Source organism: Spongiibacter taiwanensis (genome assembly GCF_023702635.1).
GTDB classification, from domain to species: Bacteria; Pseudomonadota; Gammaproteobacteria; order Pseudomonadales; family Spongiibacteraceae; genus Spongiibacter; species Spongiibacter taiwanensis.
In genome coordinates this window covers 125,955-138,908 of record NZ_CP098455.1, presented here as the reverse complement: position 1 = coordinate 138,908, position 12,954 = coordinate 125,955, and the positions used below count along the sequence as shown (strand labels likewise).

17 protein-coding genes are annotated in these 12,954 nt (G+C 55.0%); 11 read left to right on the top strand and 6 right to left on the bottom strand.

Annotated features, from left to right (window positions below):
* Positions 1-80 precede the first annotated feature (80 nt).
* Both NCG89_RS00695 and NCG89_RS00690 read left to right on the top strand, forming a co-directional pair.
* Complete coding sequence (locus NCG89_RS00695) at positions 81-1,829, top strand: terminase large subunit domain-containing protein (protein WP_251087855.1); 1,749 nt, start codon at positions 81-83, stop codon at positions 1,827-1,829.
* Positions 1,829-2,839, top strand: a complete 1,011-nt coding sequence (locus NCG89_RS00690) for a phage portal protein (RefSeq protein ID WP_251087854.1) — start codon at positions 1,829-1,831, stop codon at positions 2,837-2,839. The genes NCG89_RS00695 and NCG89_RS00690 overlap by 1 nt, the downstream gene beginning before the upstream one ends.
* Before the next feature lie 313 nt (positions 2,840-3,152).
* Here the strand turns inward: NCG89_RS00690 and NCG89_RS00685 are convergent, their stop codons facing one another.
* Positions 3,153-3,482, bottom strand: coding sequence for a hypothetical protein (locus NCG89_RS00685; protein WP_251087853.1), 330 nt, complete (start codon positions 3,480-3,482; stop codon positions 3,153-3,155).
* 265 nt (positions 3,483-3,747) lie between these two features.
* Here NCG89_RS00685 and NCG89_RS00680 point away from each other — a divergent pair, with 265 nt between their 5' ends.
* A complete protein-coding gene (locus NCG89_RS00680; protein WP_251087852.1) occupies positions 3,748-4,356 on the top strand; it encodes a hypothetical protein in 609 nt (202 codons plus the stop codon).
* 16 nt (positions 4,357-4,372) lie between these two features.
* Here NCG89_RS00680 and NCG89_RS00675 read toward each other — a convergent pair whose 3' ends face one another.
* Positions 4,373-5,230, bottom strand: coding sequence for a BRO-N domain-containing protein (locus NCG89_RS00675; RefSeq protein WP_251087851.1), 858 nt, complete (start codon positions 5,228-5,230; stop codon positions 4,373-4,375).
* Positions 5,231-6,231: 1,001 nt separating this feature from the next.
* Here NCG89_RS00675 and NCG89_RS00670 point away from each other — a divergent pair.
* The 8 genes from NCG89_RS00670 (at position 6,232) to NCG89_RS00635 (ending at position 10,772) form a co-directional block, all read left to right on the top strand.
* Positions 6,232-6,903, top strand: a complete 672-nt coding sequence (locus NCG89_RS00670) for a Bax inhibitor-1/YccA family protein (RefSeq protein ID WP_251087850.1) — start codon at positions 6,232-6,234, stop codon at positions 6,901-6,903.
* A gap of 86 nt (positions 6,904-6,989) precedes the next feature.
* Positions 6,990-7,388, top strand: a complete 399-nt coding sequence (gene tusD, locus NCG89_RS00665) for a sulfurtransferase complex subunit TusD (protein ID WP_251087849.1) — start codon at positions 6,990-6,992, stop codon at positions 7,386-7,388.
* Positions 7,388-7,741: a sulfurtransferase complex subunit TusC gene (gene tusC, locus NCG89_RS00660; protein ID WP_251087848.1), complete on the top strand. Its 354-nt coding sequence runs from the start codon at positions 7,388-7,390 to the stop codon at positions 7,739-7,741. The genes tusD and tusC overlap by 1 nt, the downstream gene beginning before the upstream one ends.
* Before the next feature lie 3 nt (positions 7,742-7,744).
* A complete protein-coding gene (locus tag NCG89_RS00655) occupies positions 7,745-7,999 on the top strand; it encodes a DsrH/TusB family sulfur relay protein (protein WP_251087847.1) in 255 nt (84 codons plus the stop codon).
* Between the two features lies 1 nt (position 8,000).
* On the top strand, positions 8,001-8,336 hold the full coding sequence (locus NCG89_RS00650; protein ID WP_251087846.1) for a TusE/DsrC/DsvC family sulfur relay protein: 336 nt from the start codon (positions 8,001-8,003) through the stop codon (positions 8,334-8,336).
* 22 nt (positions 8,337-8,358) lie between these two features.
* A complete protein-coding gene (locus NCG89_RS00645) occupies positions 8,359-9,345 on the top strand; it encodes a glycosyl transferase family protein (RefSeq protein WP_251087845.1) in 987 nt (328 codons plus the stop codon).
* Between the two features lie 46 nt (positions 9,346-9,391).
* Positions 9,392-10,510, top strand: coding sequence for a tRNA (uridine(54)-C5)-methyltransferase TrmA (gene trmA, locus NCG89_RS00640; protein ID WP_251087844.1), 1,119 nt, complete (start codon positions 9,392-9,394; stop codon positions 10,508-10,510).
* Entirely contained in the window at positions 10,491-10,772 is a 282-nt protein-coding gene (locus NCG89_RS00635) for a 4a-hydroxytetrahydrobiopterin dehydratase (protein ID WP_251087843.1), read from the top strand. The genes trmA and NCG89_RS00635 overlap by 20 nt, the downstream gene beginning before the upstream one ends.
* 18 nt (positions 10,773-10,790) lie before the next feature.
* Here the strand turns inward: NCG89_RS00635 and NCG89_RS00630 are convergent, their stop codons facing one another.
* The 4 genes from NCG89_RS00630 to NCG89_RS00615 all read right to left on the bottom strand — a co-directional run bounded on the left by NCG89_RS00630 (position 10,791) and on the right by NCG89_RS00615 (position 12,942).
* The gene (locus NCG89_RS00630; RefSeq protein WP_251087842.1) at positions 10,791-11,654 is read right to left on the bottom strand and encodes a hypothetical protein; all 864 of its coding nucleotides are present in this window, start codon (positions 11,652-11,654) and stop codon (positions 10,791-10,793) included.
* Between the two features lie 6 nt (positions 11,655-11,660).
* Positions 11,661-12,254: a dUTP diphosphatase gene (locus NCG89_RS00625; protein ID WP_251089393.1), complete on the bottom strand. Its 594-nt coding sequence runs from the start codon at positions 12,252-12,254 to the stop codon at positions 11,661-11,663.
* Positions 12,255-12,401: 147 nt separating this feature from the next.
* On the bottom strand, positions 12,402-12,626 hold the full coding sequence (locus NCG89_RS00620) for a hypothetical protein (protein ID WP_251087841.1): 225 nt from the start codon (positions 12,624-12,626) through the stop codon (positions 12,402-12,404).
* Positions 12,616-12,942, bottom strand: coding sequence for a hypothetical protein (locus tag NCG89_RS00615; RefSeq protein WP_251087840.1), 327 nt, complete (start codon positions 12,940-12,942; stop codon positions 12,616-12,618). Before NCG89_RS00615 ends, NCG89_RS00620 begins: the two co-directional genes overlap by 11 nt.
* Between the last annotated feature and the right edge of the window lie 12 nt (positions 12,943-12,954).

Below are 12,954 nucleotides of genomic sequence, written 5' to 3'. Positions count from 1 at the left end.
CCAAGGCGGCGCGGGAGTAAACAAGGGCTTTACACCTTGGCTACATAAGGGGGCGGCAGGTTTGCCCGTAATCTGAGCGCATGAAAACGGCCTCAGATGACAGAACAGAAGCGCGGTTGCTCTATTGGCAGGGCTACCGCATTCCCGAGATTACTCGGCGGTTATCTGTGCCCGGCGCCACCCTTCACAGCTGGAAGCGTCGGGACGATTGGGACAATGCGCCCGTGGTGCAGCGGGTTGAGCAATCAATCGATGCCCGGCTGTGCCAGCTGCTGAAGAAAGATGAAAAAACCGATCAGGACCTGAAAGAGATCGAGGTGCTGACCAAAAGCCTTGAGCGCACAGCCCGCATTCGTCGCTATGACGATGGCGGCAACGAGGCAGATTTAAACCCAAACGTTCGCAATCGCAACAGGGGAAAGCGGCGCAGCAATAAAAAAATCAAGAATGAGATCTCGCCGGAAGCGCTGGACCGCATCAAAGAAGGGTTCATGGATGAGATATTTGGCTACCAGAAAATTTGGCTCAGTAAAAAGACCATTTGCCGTATCAGAGACGTACTAAAGAGTCGCCAAATCGGCGCAACTTACTATTTTTCCAACGAGGCTTTTGTTGACGCTGCAGAAACCGGAGACAACCAGATTTTTATATCAGCCTCAAAAGCTCAGGCGCACGTGTTCCGAAATTATGTGGTGCAGTCGGCCAAGAAATGGGGCGACGTAGAACTGACTGGCGACCCGATTGTGCTGCCCAATGGTGCGGAGCTGATATTCCTGTCTACCAACAGCAACACCGCACAGAGCTACCACGGCCATCTGTATTTCGATGAATATTTCTGGACAAACAATTTTCAGAAACTGAGGAAAGTGGCCTCGGGAATGGCGGCTCACAAAAAGTGGCGGCAGACCTATTTTTCTACCCCTTCCAGCGTTAACCACGAGGCATATCCGTTTTGGACCGGTGCGCTGTTTAACCGGGGGCGCAAGAAAGAAGACCAGATCCAGTTGGACGTTTCCCACAAAAAGCTTTCACCCGGCCGCATGTGTGAAGACGGCCAATGGCGGCAAATCGTTACTCTATTGGATGCCGAGGCTAAGGGCTGCGACCTGTTTGATATTGACCAGTTGCGCCTGGAATACAGCCCAGAGGAAATGGAAAACCTCTTTATGTGCCAGTTTGTGGATGACACCTTTTCGGTGTTTTCCTTCACTGAACTGACGGCCTGCATGGTGGACAGCTGGGTGGCTTGGGATGACTACAAGCCACTGGCTCCCCGACCGATCGGCAGCCGCGATGTGTGGATAGGCTATGACCCGTCGCGGACCAGTGACAACGCCAGCTGTGTGGTGGTCGCCCCTTCGCCGGTACCGGGCGGCAAGCACCGCATTCTGGATAAGCTTAACTGGGTGGGCATGGACTTTGTCGACCAAGCTGAGCGCATAAAAAAGTTGACCGAAATTTACAACGTTACCCATATTGGCATCGATAAAACCGCGATTGGCACCGGCGTTTTTGATATGGTCCGCCGCTTTTTCCCCCGCGCTGTGGGTTACGACTACAACCCTGGCATCAAGGCCCAAATGGTGCTCAAGGCCAAAGACATTATTTCCCATGGCCGCCTGGAATTTGATAACGGCTGGACCGATATGGTTCACGCCATGCTGATGATCAAGCGGACCATGACCGCCGGCGGCGGACAGATGACCTACCAGGCTAGCCGCACCAACGAAAGCGGCCATGCGGATTTGGCCTGGGCACTCATGCACGCACTCGACAACGCCCCGCTCCATGAGAGCGCGGGCAACAACAGCATATTGGAGATTTTCTAATGGCCACCGCGAAAGCCAAACCCGCCAAAAAACACAAGACCGAGGTGTTCACCTTTGGCGATGCCGAGCCGGTGCTGGCCGCCCGGGATATCTTGGGCTACACCGAGTCGTGGTTTAGCGGCAAATGGTATGAGCCGCCGGTATCAGTCAACGGCCTGGCCAAAACCTACCGGGCCAACCCTCACCACTCCAGTGCTATCCAGGTGAAAAAAAATGTGTTGGTGAAAACCTTCCGCCCTCACCCGCTGCTGAGTCGTCAGGAGTTTGAAAAGTTCGTCCTCGATGACCTGGTGTTCGGCAATGCCTACTTGGAGCGTGAAACCAGCCGATTAGGCACACCCATCCGCCTGCGCCACAGCCTGAGCAAATTCACCCGCCGCGGCAAAGAAGATGCCTACTGGTTTATCCACGACGCGGGCAACCCCCACGAATTTGCGGCCGGTTCGGTGTTCCACCTACTGCAACCGGATATCAATCAAGAGATGTACGGCGTGCCGGAATATATGTCCAGCCTGCAGAGTGCCTGGCTGAATGAGAGCGCCACCATATTCCGCCGCCGTTATTACGACAACGGCAGCCACGCAGGCTTCATCCTGTACATGACCGACGCCAGCCAGAATGGCGAGGATGTGGACGCGATCCGCAAGGCCATGAAGGAAAGCAAGGGCCCGGGTAACTTCAAGAACCTGTTCATGTACGCGCCCAACGGCAAAAAAGACGGCATGCAGATCATCCCCATCAGCGAAGTCAGTGCAAAGGATGAGTTTTTCAACATCAAAAACGTCACCCGGGACGACCTCATGGCCGGCCACCGCGTACCGCCCCAGCTCATGGGCGTCATTCCCACCAACACCAGCGGCCTCGGGGATCCCGAGAAAGCCGCAAAAGTCTTCGCCGCCAACGAGGTCGAGCCCCTGCAGGAACGCTACCGCGCCCTGAACGATTGGATCGGCGAAGAGGTCATGCGGTTTGATGAATACCGAATCGAAGGCCTCGGCAGCTCTGACTAGCCGCCCACCACCTCACACTGCCGAAAGGCTTCCCCGCGGCTGCTTGCACAGCCGGACCTTTGGACTCTCAATTTTTGAAGCCGACACGGTCATCGTCGCCGTTAATGACGCTACCCAACGATGCCCGCAACGGCTGTTGCTGCAGGACAAAAACAGCTCTGTGGCGCACCGGGTAAGGTAGCAAGTGTAAATATCCTTGGCAGGGTACGTGCAGTGAGGGCAAATCGGCGTAAAGCCGAAAATAGTGAATCTTGCTGGAACGCCGTCATCAGCGCGCGATTGGGTGACCGATTTTCCATTTTTGCCAGCCATCTCACACCTCCCCCTCGTGTTCCATCAGCCACTCACTGAGAACCACCGCGCATTCCATAAAATCAAAGGCGTCCACTGCGGGCTGCAGGCGCTCCACCAGATCGGCTATGCGTCTGTCCAATTTCAGTCCGGGGATTGTCGCCGCCAAATCCAGAAGGCGGAACACTTCCGGCCAGAACTCACGGGGATCTTGATCAACGCTGCAGGCGTGGGTGTAGTCAACAAAGTGGAAGAAGAACAAAAAGGCACTGCGGGAGATGGGCGATTGCCGCCAGACAGCCTCGGCTGAATGGGAGGGAGTTTTACAACTTGCATGTTTTTGAGCAGCCATACATGGCCTCCTTTCGATTTAGTAGTGTGCCACCTTGAATGAGGGCGGCGGGACTCAACTACCGTCGAAAGGCGGCTGGGCTTATTCCCCCGAAGGGTATTGTATTCGGCCCTATCATCCCGCCATAACAGGCGTTCATGCCCAAATAAAAGGCACAAAAAAACCGCAAGGCTGACGGGTGCGGATACCGCTTTCGATGTAGTAGTGGCAGAATAGCACTTTCCTTGCTAGCGTGCACCAAATCACTCAACAAATGGAAAGCAGCATGAAATGGAGTTCGTGGGTTGGTTCTATTTTTATAGGTTTGGGCGTAGCCGTTGTGTTGTTCGATGACGGCCTCCCTTCCGAAAGCGAAATCGCTCAGCTCAATCTTTCTGACTATATAGCTCTGACCCCAAGTGATCGGCCAAAAGTCATAGACAAGTTTCTAAAAAGCGAGGGCAATTCAGGATATAACCTGGAACAATTTAAAGTCTGCCTTAACGATTTCGCTCCACAAAAGAACGCCGACCTCCTCTTCACAACCGTCTTAGGATGGTGCGTCAATGAGCACAACAATCTGCCAGAAAAGTTCCGAAGCCACTACGACGAACTCGACGACATTGACTCCGATTTAGATATTTCCGCTCGCATCAAGTGCCAAGACCTTGTCAGGTCGGAGATGCTGAGCCCCAAAGATGCTGACTTCCCCTTTTACGACTACATAACCATTCGGAAAAATAGGGGCCGTTACACGATAAAGTCGCATGTCGATACAAAAAATCATTACAACGCTAATATCCGAATGACTTGGTACTGCGACATACAGTTCCTTCACACAGGCGACACTGCCTTCACGGAGAACTGGAAGCTTCATCAATTGACGTTTGAGTAAGATGGCCAGCGGATATTTACTCGGTATCTTCTTCCACTAGTCGAAGCCGCCGCTCGTTCTGGAAATCCACCAGGTCAGGATTGCTCGTGCAGAACACCCAGCATCGAACCGTGCCGCCAGTGATACGGGAGTTCACCGGCTTGGTTTCTACAAAGCGGCGATCCACGCTGGTTTTCAGGGCAGACTTCACGCCTTCCGGCACATCAAAGCCGTTCTCTGCGGCCACATCGATAAAGTGATTCAGGTTCAGGGCAATGTACGCATCATCCTTACTGTGGTTCAGAATGTTGTTGCCCTTCTCATCCAAGCACACCGCCTCGTAAATATTCCAGAACTGAGCCACCTTCGGATTCTCTGCCAGCGCCTCTTCCTTGGCGCCAAGCATCTCCAGGACATCAATGCCAGTAACTTCAGCCACCATGCGGTTCGACATCGCCACCGCCCGGTGCTTAGGAACCCCGGAGCGCTCCAGGTAGGTCAGCCCCGCCGAAAACTGGCGAGTCATGGCAGGCATATCAAACGGGAATTCCATGTTGTACTTCCGGTCTGTGCGGAAGTAACCATCGCGCCGCAGGCTTGGCAGCACCTCTTCAAAGACCCAACGCTGGAACTTCTTGGCAGATGGAAGCTTGCTGCCAAAGATCATGGCGTAAACGTCAGGCTCGTAGATGCAATCTGTGGGTCGCATCTCTCCGCGCGAGTTGCGGACTCCCCGTTTCAGGGAGTCCGCGCAATGCCTCGCTACAGCATTTTCCGGGCGCTCATACCCAAGCACACTCGCAACATCAGTAGCTACAAATAATGGCTGCCCGTTCTCGTCTTTGAGCGTACGAACTTGGCTGCCCTGGAAGTAAAAAGGAATAATCTGATCCATCGTCAAAGCCCCGTAATTAGTGGTTCTCAGCCAGACTTCCACAGCATATAAGGGGCGTCAAGTTAATAAAATCACAGCCCTCGCAGCACCTACCAAGGGGGTGGCCAAACGCCCCACCCCTGGATGGGTCGGCATTTTACCGAGCCACCAGCTCTTCCCCGGACACATTCGGCCCAAAAAAACGCACCAATTCAGTGCAGCCTAAGCCCCGACAGGGGCAGGGAGGGGGGCCAGCCCCCGGCGCGCGCAATTCGCCCCCCGCCGCGCCTCCGCGCTTTATGTCCAAGATTTTTTGCAGATGCATAATCAGCTGAAAATCAGGCGCGGCACAGCTTTGGTGCAAAGCCGTAAGCCACTGATTTATTGCGAATTTATATGTCCGTGCAGAAAGATTGGGCGGTGGGTGTTCTCTGAGGTGCAGGGGGGGCATCGGAAAAGCGTAATTTTTGTAGTCACCCCCTGTTTTACGTCATAAGCCATTGTTATTAAAGGATTTTAAAATTACAAATAACCGTAATTTACCGTAACCAAAAACGTAATTAATTTTTAACTCATTGATTTATATAGATATTATTTTACCCAAATATTACTAAAAATAGTGTAACTAAATTACGCTTCACCAACACAATAATTACATTCACCGTTTCGGGTTTTCGATTTAAAAACAACTAGATAAGACGGCCTCCGCAAAAAATTACAAAAATTACGCTTTTCCGAACCCCCCACACATTTTGGCGAAACCCCTTATATAGAGAAGGTTTCACACCCACGCTAAATATTGTCACTGGAATGCTGGGACCGCTTCGGGACTAAATAAGCACATCAAATGCGCTATTTTCAGTCGTAACCCATTGATTTATATAGAGCGCATAACAAGCAGATAGGGTTCAAATCCCTGCCCCTCCGCCATCTTTCCCCCACCAGTTTTGCTTTGCTTTACCCCCCATCCTCAGTATCATAAATGCCGAAACCCCACTTTTTTGGTGACTTCGGAGCTCACAATGCAAGAGAAAACCCTGTATCACGCGAACGTTCAGGCCGCCGGTGCCCTGGATACCAGCAAGGTACTGCGCAACACTTATCTCCTGTTAGGCATGACACTGCTGAACAGCGCCCTGTTTACTGGTATCGCCATGGCGCTGAACATCGGTCACGGCACCGCACTGGTGCTGTCTCTGGTCGGCCTGGTTATGCTTTTCGTTGTTCACAAAACCGCTGACTCCGCCAAAGGTCTGGCAGCCGTGTTTGTATTTACCGCGCTACTGGGCGCGGCCCTTGGGCCAATGCTGCAAGCCTATTTGTCCCTGGCTAACGGCCCACAGCTGGTGATGCAAGCCCTCGGTGGCACTGCGCTGGTGTTCTTTGGCCTGTCTGCTTACGCGCTGACCACCCGCAAGGACTTTTCTTTCCTGGGCGGTTTCCTGATGGTGGGTTTGCTGGTTATCGTGGTTGCCAGCATCGCCAATATCTTCTTCCAGGTACCGGCGGCATCCCTGGCTATTTCCGCTGCGGCCGTGTTCATCATGTCGGGTTTGATCCTGTTTGATACCAGCCGCATTATCCACGGTGGTGAAACTAACTACATTCGCGCAACCGTCGCGTTGTACTTGGACATCTACAACTTGTTCGTCCACATGCTCCACCTGCTTGGCGCATTCAGCGGCGACGATTGATATCGAGTTGTTACAAACTCGCTAGCTCGCGGCCCCAATGAGTAATCATTGGGGCCGATTTCTTTCAGGTATTGACGCTGCGCCCAATGAAACTCCAATACGCTCTTCTGGTGACGGCTGCCCCCGGGCACCCCTCCGCCCCCCTTGCCCTGCACTTTGCGCAATCTTTGCTTGAGCAGGGGCACGCCTTGCACAGCGTTTTCTTCTTTGGTGATGGGGTTAATCACGCCAACACGCTGATCACGCCACCCCAGGACGAAATGCCGCTTTGGCGGCAGTGGCAGACTCTGGGCGGCGAAACCTCGCCGGTGCTGAACGTCTGTATTTCCAGCGCACTGCGCCGTGGTGTAGCGGACGAAGGAGAGGCCCAGCGTTATGAGCTGGGCAATGCCAACTTGGCCAATGGTTTTAGCATTAGCGGCCTAGGGCAGTGGGTTGAAGCCTGCTTGCAAGCTGATCGCGTGCTGCAGTTTGGAGGTCAGTAATGCAGTTTCTCTATCTATTCACCCAACCTCCATATCAGGGCCCCGCGGCCAAAGAAGCCTTGGACATGGCGCTGGCTTGCGCGGCTTTTGATCAGCAAGTGAGCTTGGTATTTTGCGGCCGAGGCATTTATCAGCTCATGGCCAATCAAGCACCGGCCGGCCAGCACAAAAAGTCCTTACTGGGCGCGATTAACGCCCTGCCCCTTTATGATGTGGATGAGGTTTTTTACCTCGCGGACGATCTCGCCGCGCTAGGCCTGTCACCCGCGCAGCTGGTCGGGCATGCACGAGGCATCGACAAGACGCTGCTGCAGCAAAAGCTGGCCGCTAGCGACATCATCCAGAGTTTCTAAACTATGACACTGCATATATTCCAATCAATTGACAGCTTGCAGCGAGCGGGCGCCTGTTTGCAGAGCGAGGATGAAATCGTTCTGGTCGGCGATGGCACCTACCTGGCGCTGCCGGATACGCCACTACGGCTAAAGGCCTACGTATTAACTGATGACGCGAGCCTGCGCGGGTTAACCGCAACGAATCACTTTACCCCAATTGATATGGCAGGCTTTGTTGCGCTCACCGCCAAACACCCTCATACCCTGAGTTGGTGAGATGTCAGCGCTGCAGGTAAAGGGCCGGGACATTCCCGTTGATAAAGATGGCTTTCTAAAAAACCTTGCTGACTGGGATGCAGAGGTTGCCGAAGCGCTGGCTGCCAGCGAAGGCATCACCCTGGACCAGCCGCGCTGGCAGTTGATCGAGTTGGTCCAGCGCTTTTACCAGGAGTTTGGCCTATCACCGGCAATGCGGCCACTGGTAAAATATGCTCGCCAAAACTTAGGTGAACAACAGGGCAGCAGTCTGTATTTTTTGCGCCTGTTTCCCGGCAGCCCGGCAAAACTGCTGAGCAAAATCGCCGGCCTGCCCCGCCCCGACAACTGCCTTTAATTCGGATTTTCGCGAGCCAACTATGACAGCAGAGCATCCCTTCGCCCAATACGTTCGCATTCTTGGCAAAGGCAAGACGGGTTCCCGCTCGCTCACCCGAGAGGAAGCGGCAGCGGCCATGTCGATGATTCTGGACGACCAGGTAGAGGATGTTCAGCTCGGTGCCTTCCTGATGCTGCTCAGAGTCAAAGAGGAAAGCCCTGACGAGCTTGCGGGTTTTGTCGACGCGGTACGTCAGCATATTCCCAGCACGGGCATTACGGTCGATCTGGACTGGGCCTCCTATGCAGGCAAGCGCCGTCAGCAGGCCTGGTATCTGCTCGCCGCCCTGGCATTGGCAGATAGCGGAATACGGGTGGCAATGCACGGCGCCGCCGGACACACCGCTGAGCGGCGCTACGCCGAGCAAATCCTGCAGGAGCTCGGCGAATGTGTGGCCCACGACTGGCGCGAAGCCAGCGCAGCCCTGGATCAAACGCGCTTTGTCTATCTGCCCCTGTCCCTGGTCTGCCCTGGCCTGCAAAGCATGATGGACCTGCGCCAATTGTTTGGACTTCGCTCGCCCGTTCACACGCTGTCGCGACTGATCAATCCCCTCGGCGCAGCGTACTCCGTACAAAGTATCTTCCATCCGGCGTATGCGGACAGCCACCAGCAGGCCGCAGCGTTGCTCGGGCAGGCCAATGCCGTTGTCTTTAAAGGTGAGGCTGGCGAGGCCGAGCGCAAACCAGAAGCGGTGTGTCGCGTTAAAACACTGCGTGAGGGACAACTCGGCGAAGCAACCTGGCCAAAAATGATTGATGGCCGGCAGGAATGGCAGACAGACATCTCCGCCGAGCACCTGCGCCGGGCCTGGCGGGGCGACGCCATTCCCGAATACGGCCAGCTGGCCATCATCGGCACCCTGGCCATCGCCCTGCAATTGCGCATGCCCGAACTGAGCCAGGAAGACGCCATCGCCCAGGCCCGGCAATGTTGGGAACAACGCAATCGCCAGCGATTGGGTTAACACCTCCCTCTCACCTTTGACAGACTCGGATACCCCACCCTGCCCCATGTTTCTTACTCAGCTGCCCACCGGCGAATACCCAAAATTGCTCGACCAGAAGGTCAACACCGTCCGCCAGATTTTTGCCGACATCCCCCTGCCGGAGGCTTCGGTGTTTGCCTCCCGCCCGGCCCATTATCGGATGCGCGCCGAGTTTCGGGTCTGGCATGAAGGCGACGACCTGTTCTATGCGATGTTTGATCCGAAAGACCCCAAGACGCCAATCCGGGTAGACCAATTCCCGGTGGCGAGTGAGGCCATCTGGGCACTGATGCCCACCCTCATCAACGCGATCGCCAAACAGCCAAGCCTGCGCCAACGACTGTTTCAGGTAGAGTTTCTGAGCACCCTGGCCGGTGACATGCTGGTAACACTGATATATCACCGCAAGCTGGACGATTCCTGGCGGCAGGCGGCGGAGCAGCTCAGCGAGGCGCTCAATAATATTCAAGTCATCGGACGCAGTCGCAAGCAGCGGGTGGTGCTGGACCGCGACTACGTCAATGAGACCCTGCAGATTGACGGCCAGCGCTATCACTACCGCCAGTATGAGGGGGGCTTTACCCAGCCCAATGCCGAGCTCAATCAGACCATGATCAGCTGGGCAAAGCAGCAGTTCGGCCATCGGCCAAATGAAGACCTGCTGGAACTGTACTGCGGCAACGGCAACTTCACCGCGCCCTTAGCGACGCAGTTTCGGCAGGTATTGGCGACCGAAATTTCGAAAACCTCAGTGCGGGCAGCGCGGGAAAATTTTGCCGCCAACGGCACTGACAATGTCCGCATTGCGAGAATGTCCAGCGAAGACTTTACCAGTGCTCTGAATGGCGAACGTGAATTTCGTCGGCTGGAAGACATCGACCTGGCGAGCTTTGATTTTAGCTCGGTATTCGTCGATCCGCCGCGGGCTGGCCTGGATGAAGCGACCTGCGCACTCATCAGCCGCTTTGACCATATCGTCTATATTTCCTGCAACCCACACTCTCTGCAGCGCGATTTGCAATTATTAACAAAATCCCACCGCCTGGATGGCTTCGCCCTGTTCGATCAGTTCCCTTACACTGACCATATGGAATGTGGTGCCTACCTGCAGCGGAGCGTGGTCGATGACAGTAAAACTGACTGAACTGGAAACCCAGGAAGCCCTTCAGGCTTTACCCCACTGGGAACTGCGCGACGGCAAACTCTGCCGGGATATCGAATTTGAGAATTTTATTTCGGCGTTCAGTTTTATGGCCCGGGTCGCCATGCGCGCGGAAAAGATCGACCATCACCCCGAGTGGAGCAACGTTTACAACAAAGTCAGTATTGCCCTTACCACCCACGATGCTGGCGGTTTATCGGCAAGAGATTTAGCCCTCGCTGACGCCATCGACAAAGAGCTTTAACCGCCGCTTCGGCTCCGGTCAGTAAAACTCGACCGCGAGTTCGCGCAAGCGCCGGCTGAGGTAGTCATCCAGGTGGGGTAAGTCGTCTGGGTGGACATCCACTACCGGCGCGCCCAACTTTTTACATGCCTCCACCCGGCGCATTCGCTGGGCCAAAATCTCTGCCTCGCTATCGCTCCCCCAGTACTCCAGATACACGCCAAAATCCGGCAGATAAAAGTCGGCTGTTAACGTCTCATCAACCGGCAGCGGCGCATCACACGCAAAGCGTAAACCAGCCAAGTACAGCCACTGGGCAATTTGCCAGTGCGGCCATGAATCCATCTGGCGACCATCGAGGGTCGGCGGTGGCGCACTCTGACTGAAAAGATCCTGCTCCGACACCGCCGATTCAGGGGCGCGCAGCTGGTCAAGTAACCGCTTTAGCGGCCGCTGATCCACAATCTCCTCAGGCCACAGGGCGTATTCCGCCCCCACTTGCTGATTCTCAAATAGCTGCCCACCAAGCTGCTTGCCAATTTTGGTGAGCATCCAGCCCGACTTGGCCGGGCGCAGCCAGCCCAGCTCGACCAGCACCCGATTTATTTGCTGGGCACTCAGACCATAGGGCTTGCCCACCGCAGCGGCGCTGACCAGGCGGCCTTTTTCCAAATTTTTTAGCAGTGGATGGTCCAGCAGTGAAGTCGGCCAAACGATATAACGGCCATAACGTTTACTATTCTGGTAACGGCCACCTTCGAATTCGCCCTTACCCGTCAGCGCCCAGCCGTCATCCACTTTCTTGATCCAGTTGTGGTCTTTCAGCGCACTGAACAGCTGCTGCACCGGCAGCTCCAATCGCCTGGCCAGTGCAGAGGTTGAAATGCCGTCGCTGTTGTTCACCGCTATTTATCCGGGATAGCGAGATTGCAGCGTCTGATACACCTGGCCGGCAAAGTCGTCGCTGCCCGCATCAAGGGTGTCAAGAATGTCGGAAAGGTGCTCGTTATCCTCGCGGCCGGCCCAGGTTTTTTGGTAAGTCCCGGCCTTGTAGCCATTATCCTGACGGAAGAAATTGAGCACGTTTTTACCGATGTATTGCTTGTAGAGCTGATCAAAGTCCAGACCCGCCGCTACCAGAAGGTCCCAAAACAACGCGACGGAAAAGGCCCGATGAGTAAGACAGTGCTCGGCCAGCGCCTCCGTGGCCGTGAGCACATCGCGTGCACCCGGTTGCCAGCCCTCAAGCTCTGCCAAAATGCCATCGGCAAGGGCCTCAACATCGGAATCGGGTTGGAACAGCGCACTCATGCCAAAGTGCCAGATATCGATAACCTCTAACTGAACCTGGCGCACATCGGCCTGCTGTTTCTTCCACCACTTATAGCCCTGGTGGTCCATCAATTCCGCACATTCGATCCAAGCCGCCCGGTACCACGCAAAGCCCTGGCTTACCCACTCGGGATGCACTTTGCAGTTCATCTTGTCCTGCAATTGCAGCATATTGACGAAGGCTTGCCGGTGATGGCTATCAAACACGATGTTACTCTCCTGGGCGGATGTCAGTTGCGGTAGGCGCTACATCATAAACAGGCAGCCCAGCCCAGAAAAGCAGGAATTGCGTTCGCCTTACAAAAGGCGATGGCAGATTTACTCGAGGGGATCGCGCTGGGCCAGCGACATGAAATATTGCATTTCGCTGTTGCCAAGACCGCAGCGCTGGTCGTCACCCACATGGGTGAGAATTGCGCTGGGCAATTGGGAGAGAAAATTGGCACCAAACTGCACCTGCCGCTGACGGCTGTGAATGACCAGGCTGGCATGGGGGCCACAGACAACGTAATGGGCCGCCCGTTGCTCTCGGTTAAAACTCATTGTGACTTTCCTCCATATCGATCTCCCTCACCTCAACATGGATCTCCCTGAGGCTGGACAGATCCCTTAGCGGTAGGCGGTCGCCCTGTTGGAAGTGACTGGCGACTTCCTCCGGGAGCGCGGGCAAGCACAAATAAGGCGTGGCCTGATCGCCAGTGCTGATTAACAGGTCGTAGACGGGGCGACGCAGTGAATCGCGACGGCGAAGTAAATCAGCGAAGACCAGCGCATTGGACTTGGGTGGCAGTACATCTACCACCAAATGACAAAGCTTTCCCTGAACGTTGTAACCGACCAAATATCCGGCAATTCGCACATCGCCCTCCGG

Excerpts from the sequence above, each read along its gene's own strand:
- tusD (WP_251087849.1), top strand. The coding sequence starts at position 6,990 with ATGAAACTCCAATACGCTCTTCTGGTGACGGCTGCCCCCGGGCACCCC.
- NCG89_RS00680 (WP_251087852.1), top strand. The coding sequence starts at position 3,748 with ATGAAATGGAGTTCGTGGGTTGGTTCTATTTTTATAGGTTTGGGCGTA.
- NCG89_RS00695 (WP_251087855.1), top strand. The coding sequence starts at position 81 with ATGAAAACGGCCTCAGATGACAGAACAGAAGCGCGGTTGCTCTATTGG.
- NCG89_RS00625 (WP_251089393.1), bottom strand. The coding sequence starts at position 12,254 with ATGCTGCAATTGCAGGACAAGATGAACTGCAAAGTGCATCCCGAGTGG.
- NCG89_RS00685 (WP_251087853.1), bottom strand. The coding sequence starts at position 3,482 with ATGGCTGCTCAAAAACATGCAAGTTGTAAAACTCCCTCCCATTCAGCC.
- NCG89_RS00645 (WP_251087845.1), top strand. The coding sequence starts at position 8,359 with ATGACAGCAGAGCATCCCTTCGCCCAATACGTTCGCATTCTTGGCAAA.
- NCG89_RS00635 (WP_251087843.1), top strand. The coding sequence starts at position 10,491 with ATGACAGTAAAACTGACTGAACTGGAAACCCAGGAAGCCCTTCAGGCT.
- trmA (WP_251087844.1), top strand. The coding sequence starts at position 9,392 with ATGTTTCTTACTCAGCTGCCCACCGGCGAATACCCAAAATTGCTCGAC.
- NCG89_RS00655 (WP_251087847.1), top strand. The coding sequence starts at position 7,745 with ATGACACTGCATATATTCCAATCAATTGACAGCTTGCAGCGAGCGGGC.
- NCG89_RS00650 (WP_251087846.1), top strand. The coding sequence starts at position 8,001 with ATGTCAGCGCTGCAGGTAAAGGGCCGGGACATTCCCGTTGATAAAGAT.
- NCG89_RS00675 (WP_251087851.1), bottom strand. The coding sequence starts at position 5,230 with ATGGATCAGATTATTCCTTTTTACTTCCAGGGCAGCCAAGTTCGTACG.
- tusC (WP_251087848.1), top strand. The coding sequence starts at position 7,388 with ATGCAGTTTCTCTATCTATTCACCCAACCTCCATATCAGGGCCCCGCG.
- NCG89_RS00670 (WP_251087850.1), top strand. The coding sequence starts at position 6,232 with ATGCAAGAGAAAACCCTGTATCACGCGAACGTTCAGGCCGCCGGTGCC.
- NCG89_RS00690 (WP_251087854.1), top strand. The coding sequence starts at position 1,829 with ATGGCCACCGCGAAAGCCAAACCCGCCAAAAAACACAAGACCGAGGTG.
- NCG89_RS00620 (WP_251087841.1), bottom strand. The coding sequence starts at position 12,626 with ATGAGTTTTAACCGAGAGCAACGGGCGGCCCATTACGTTGTCTGTGGC.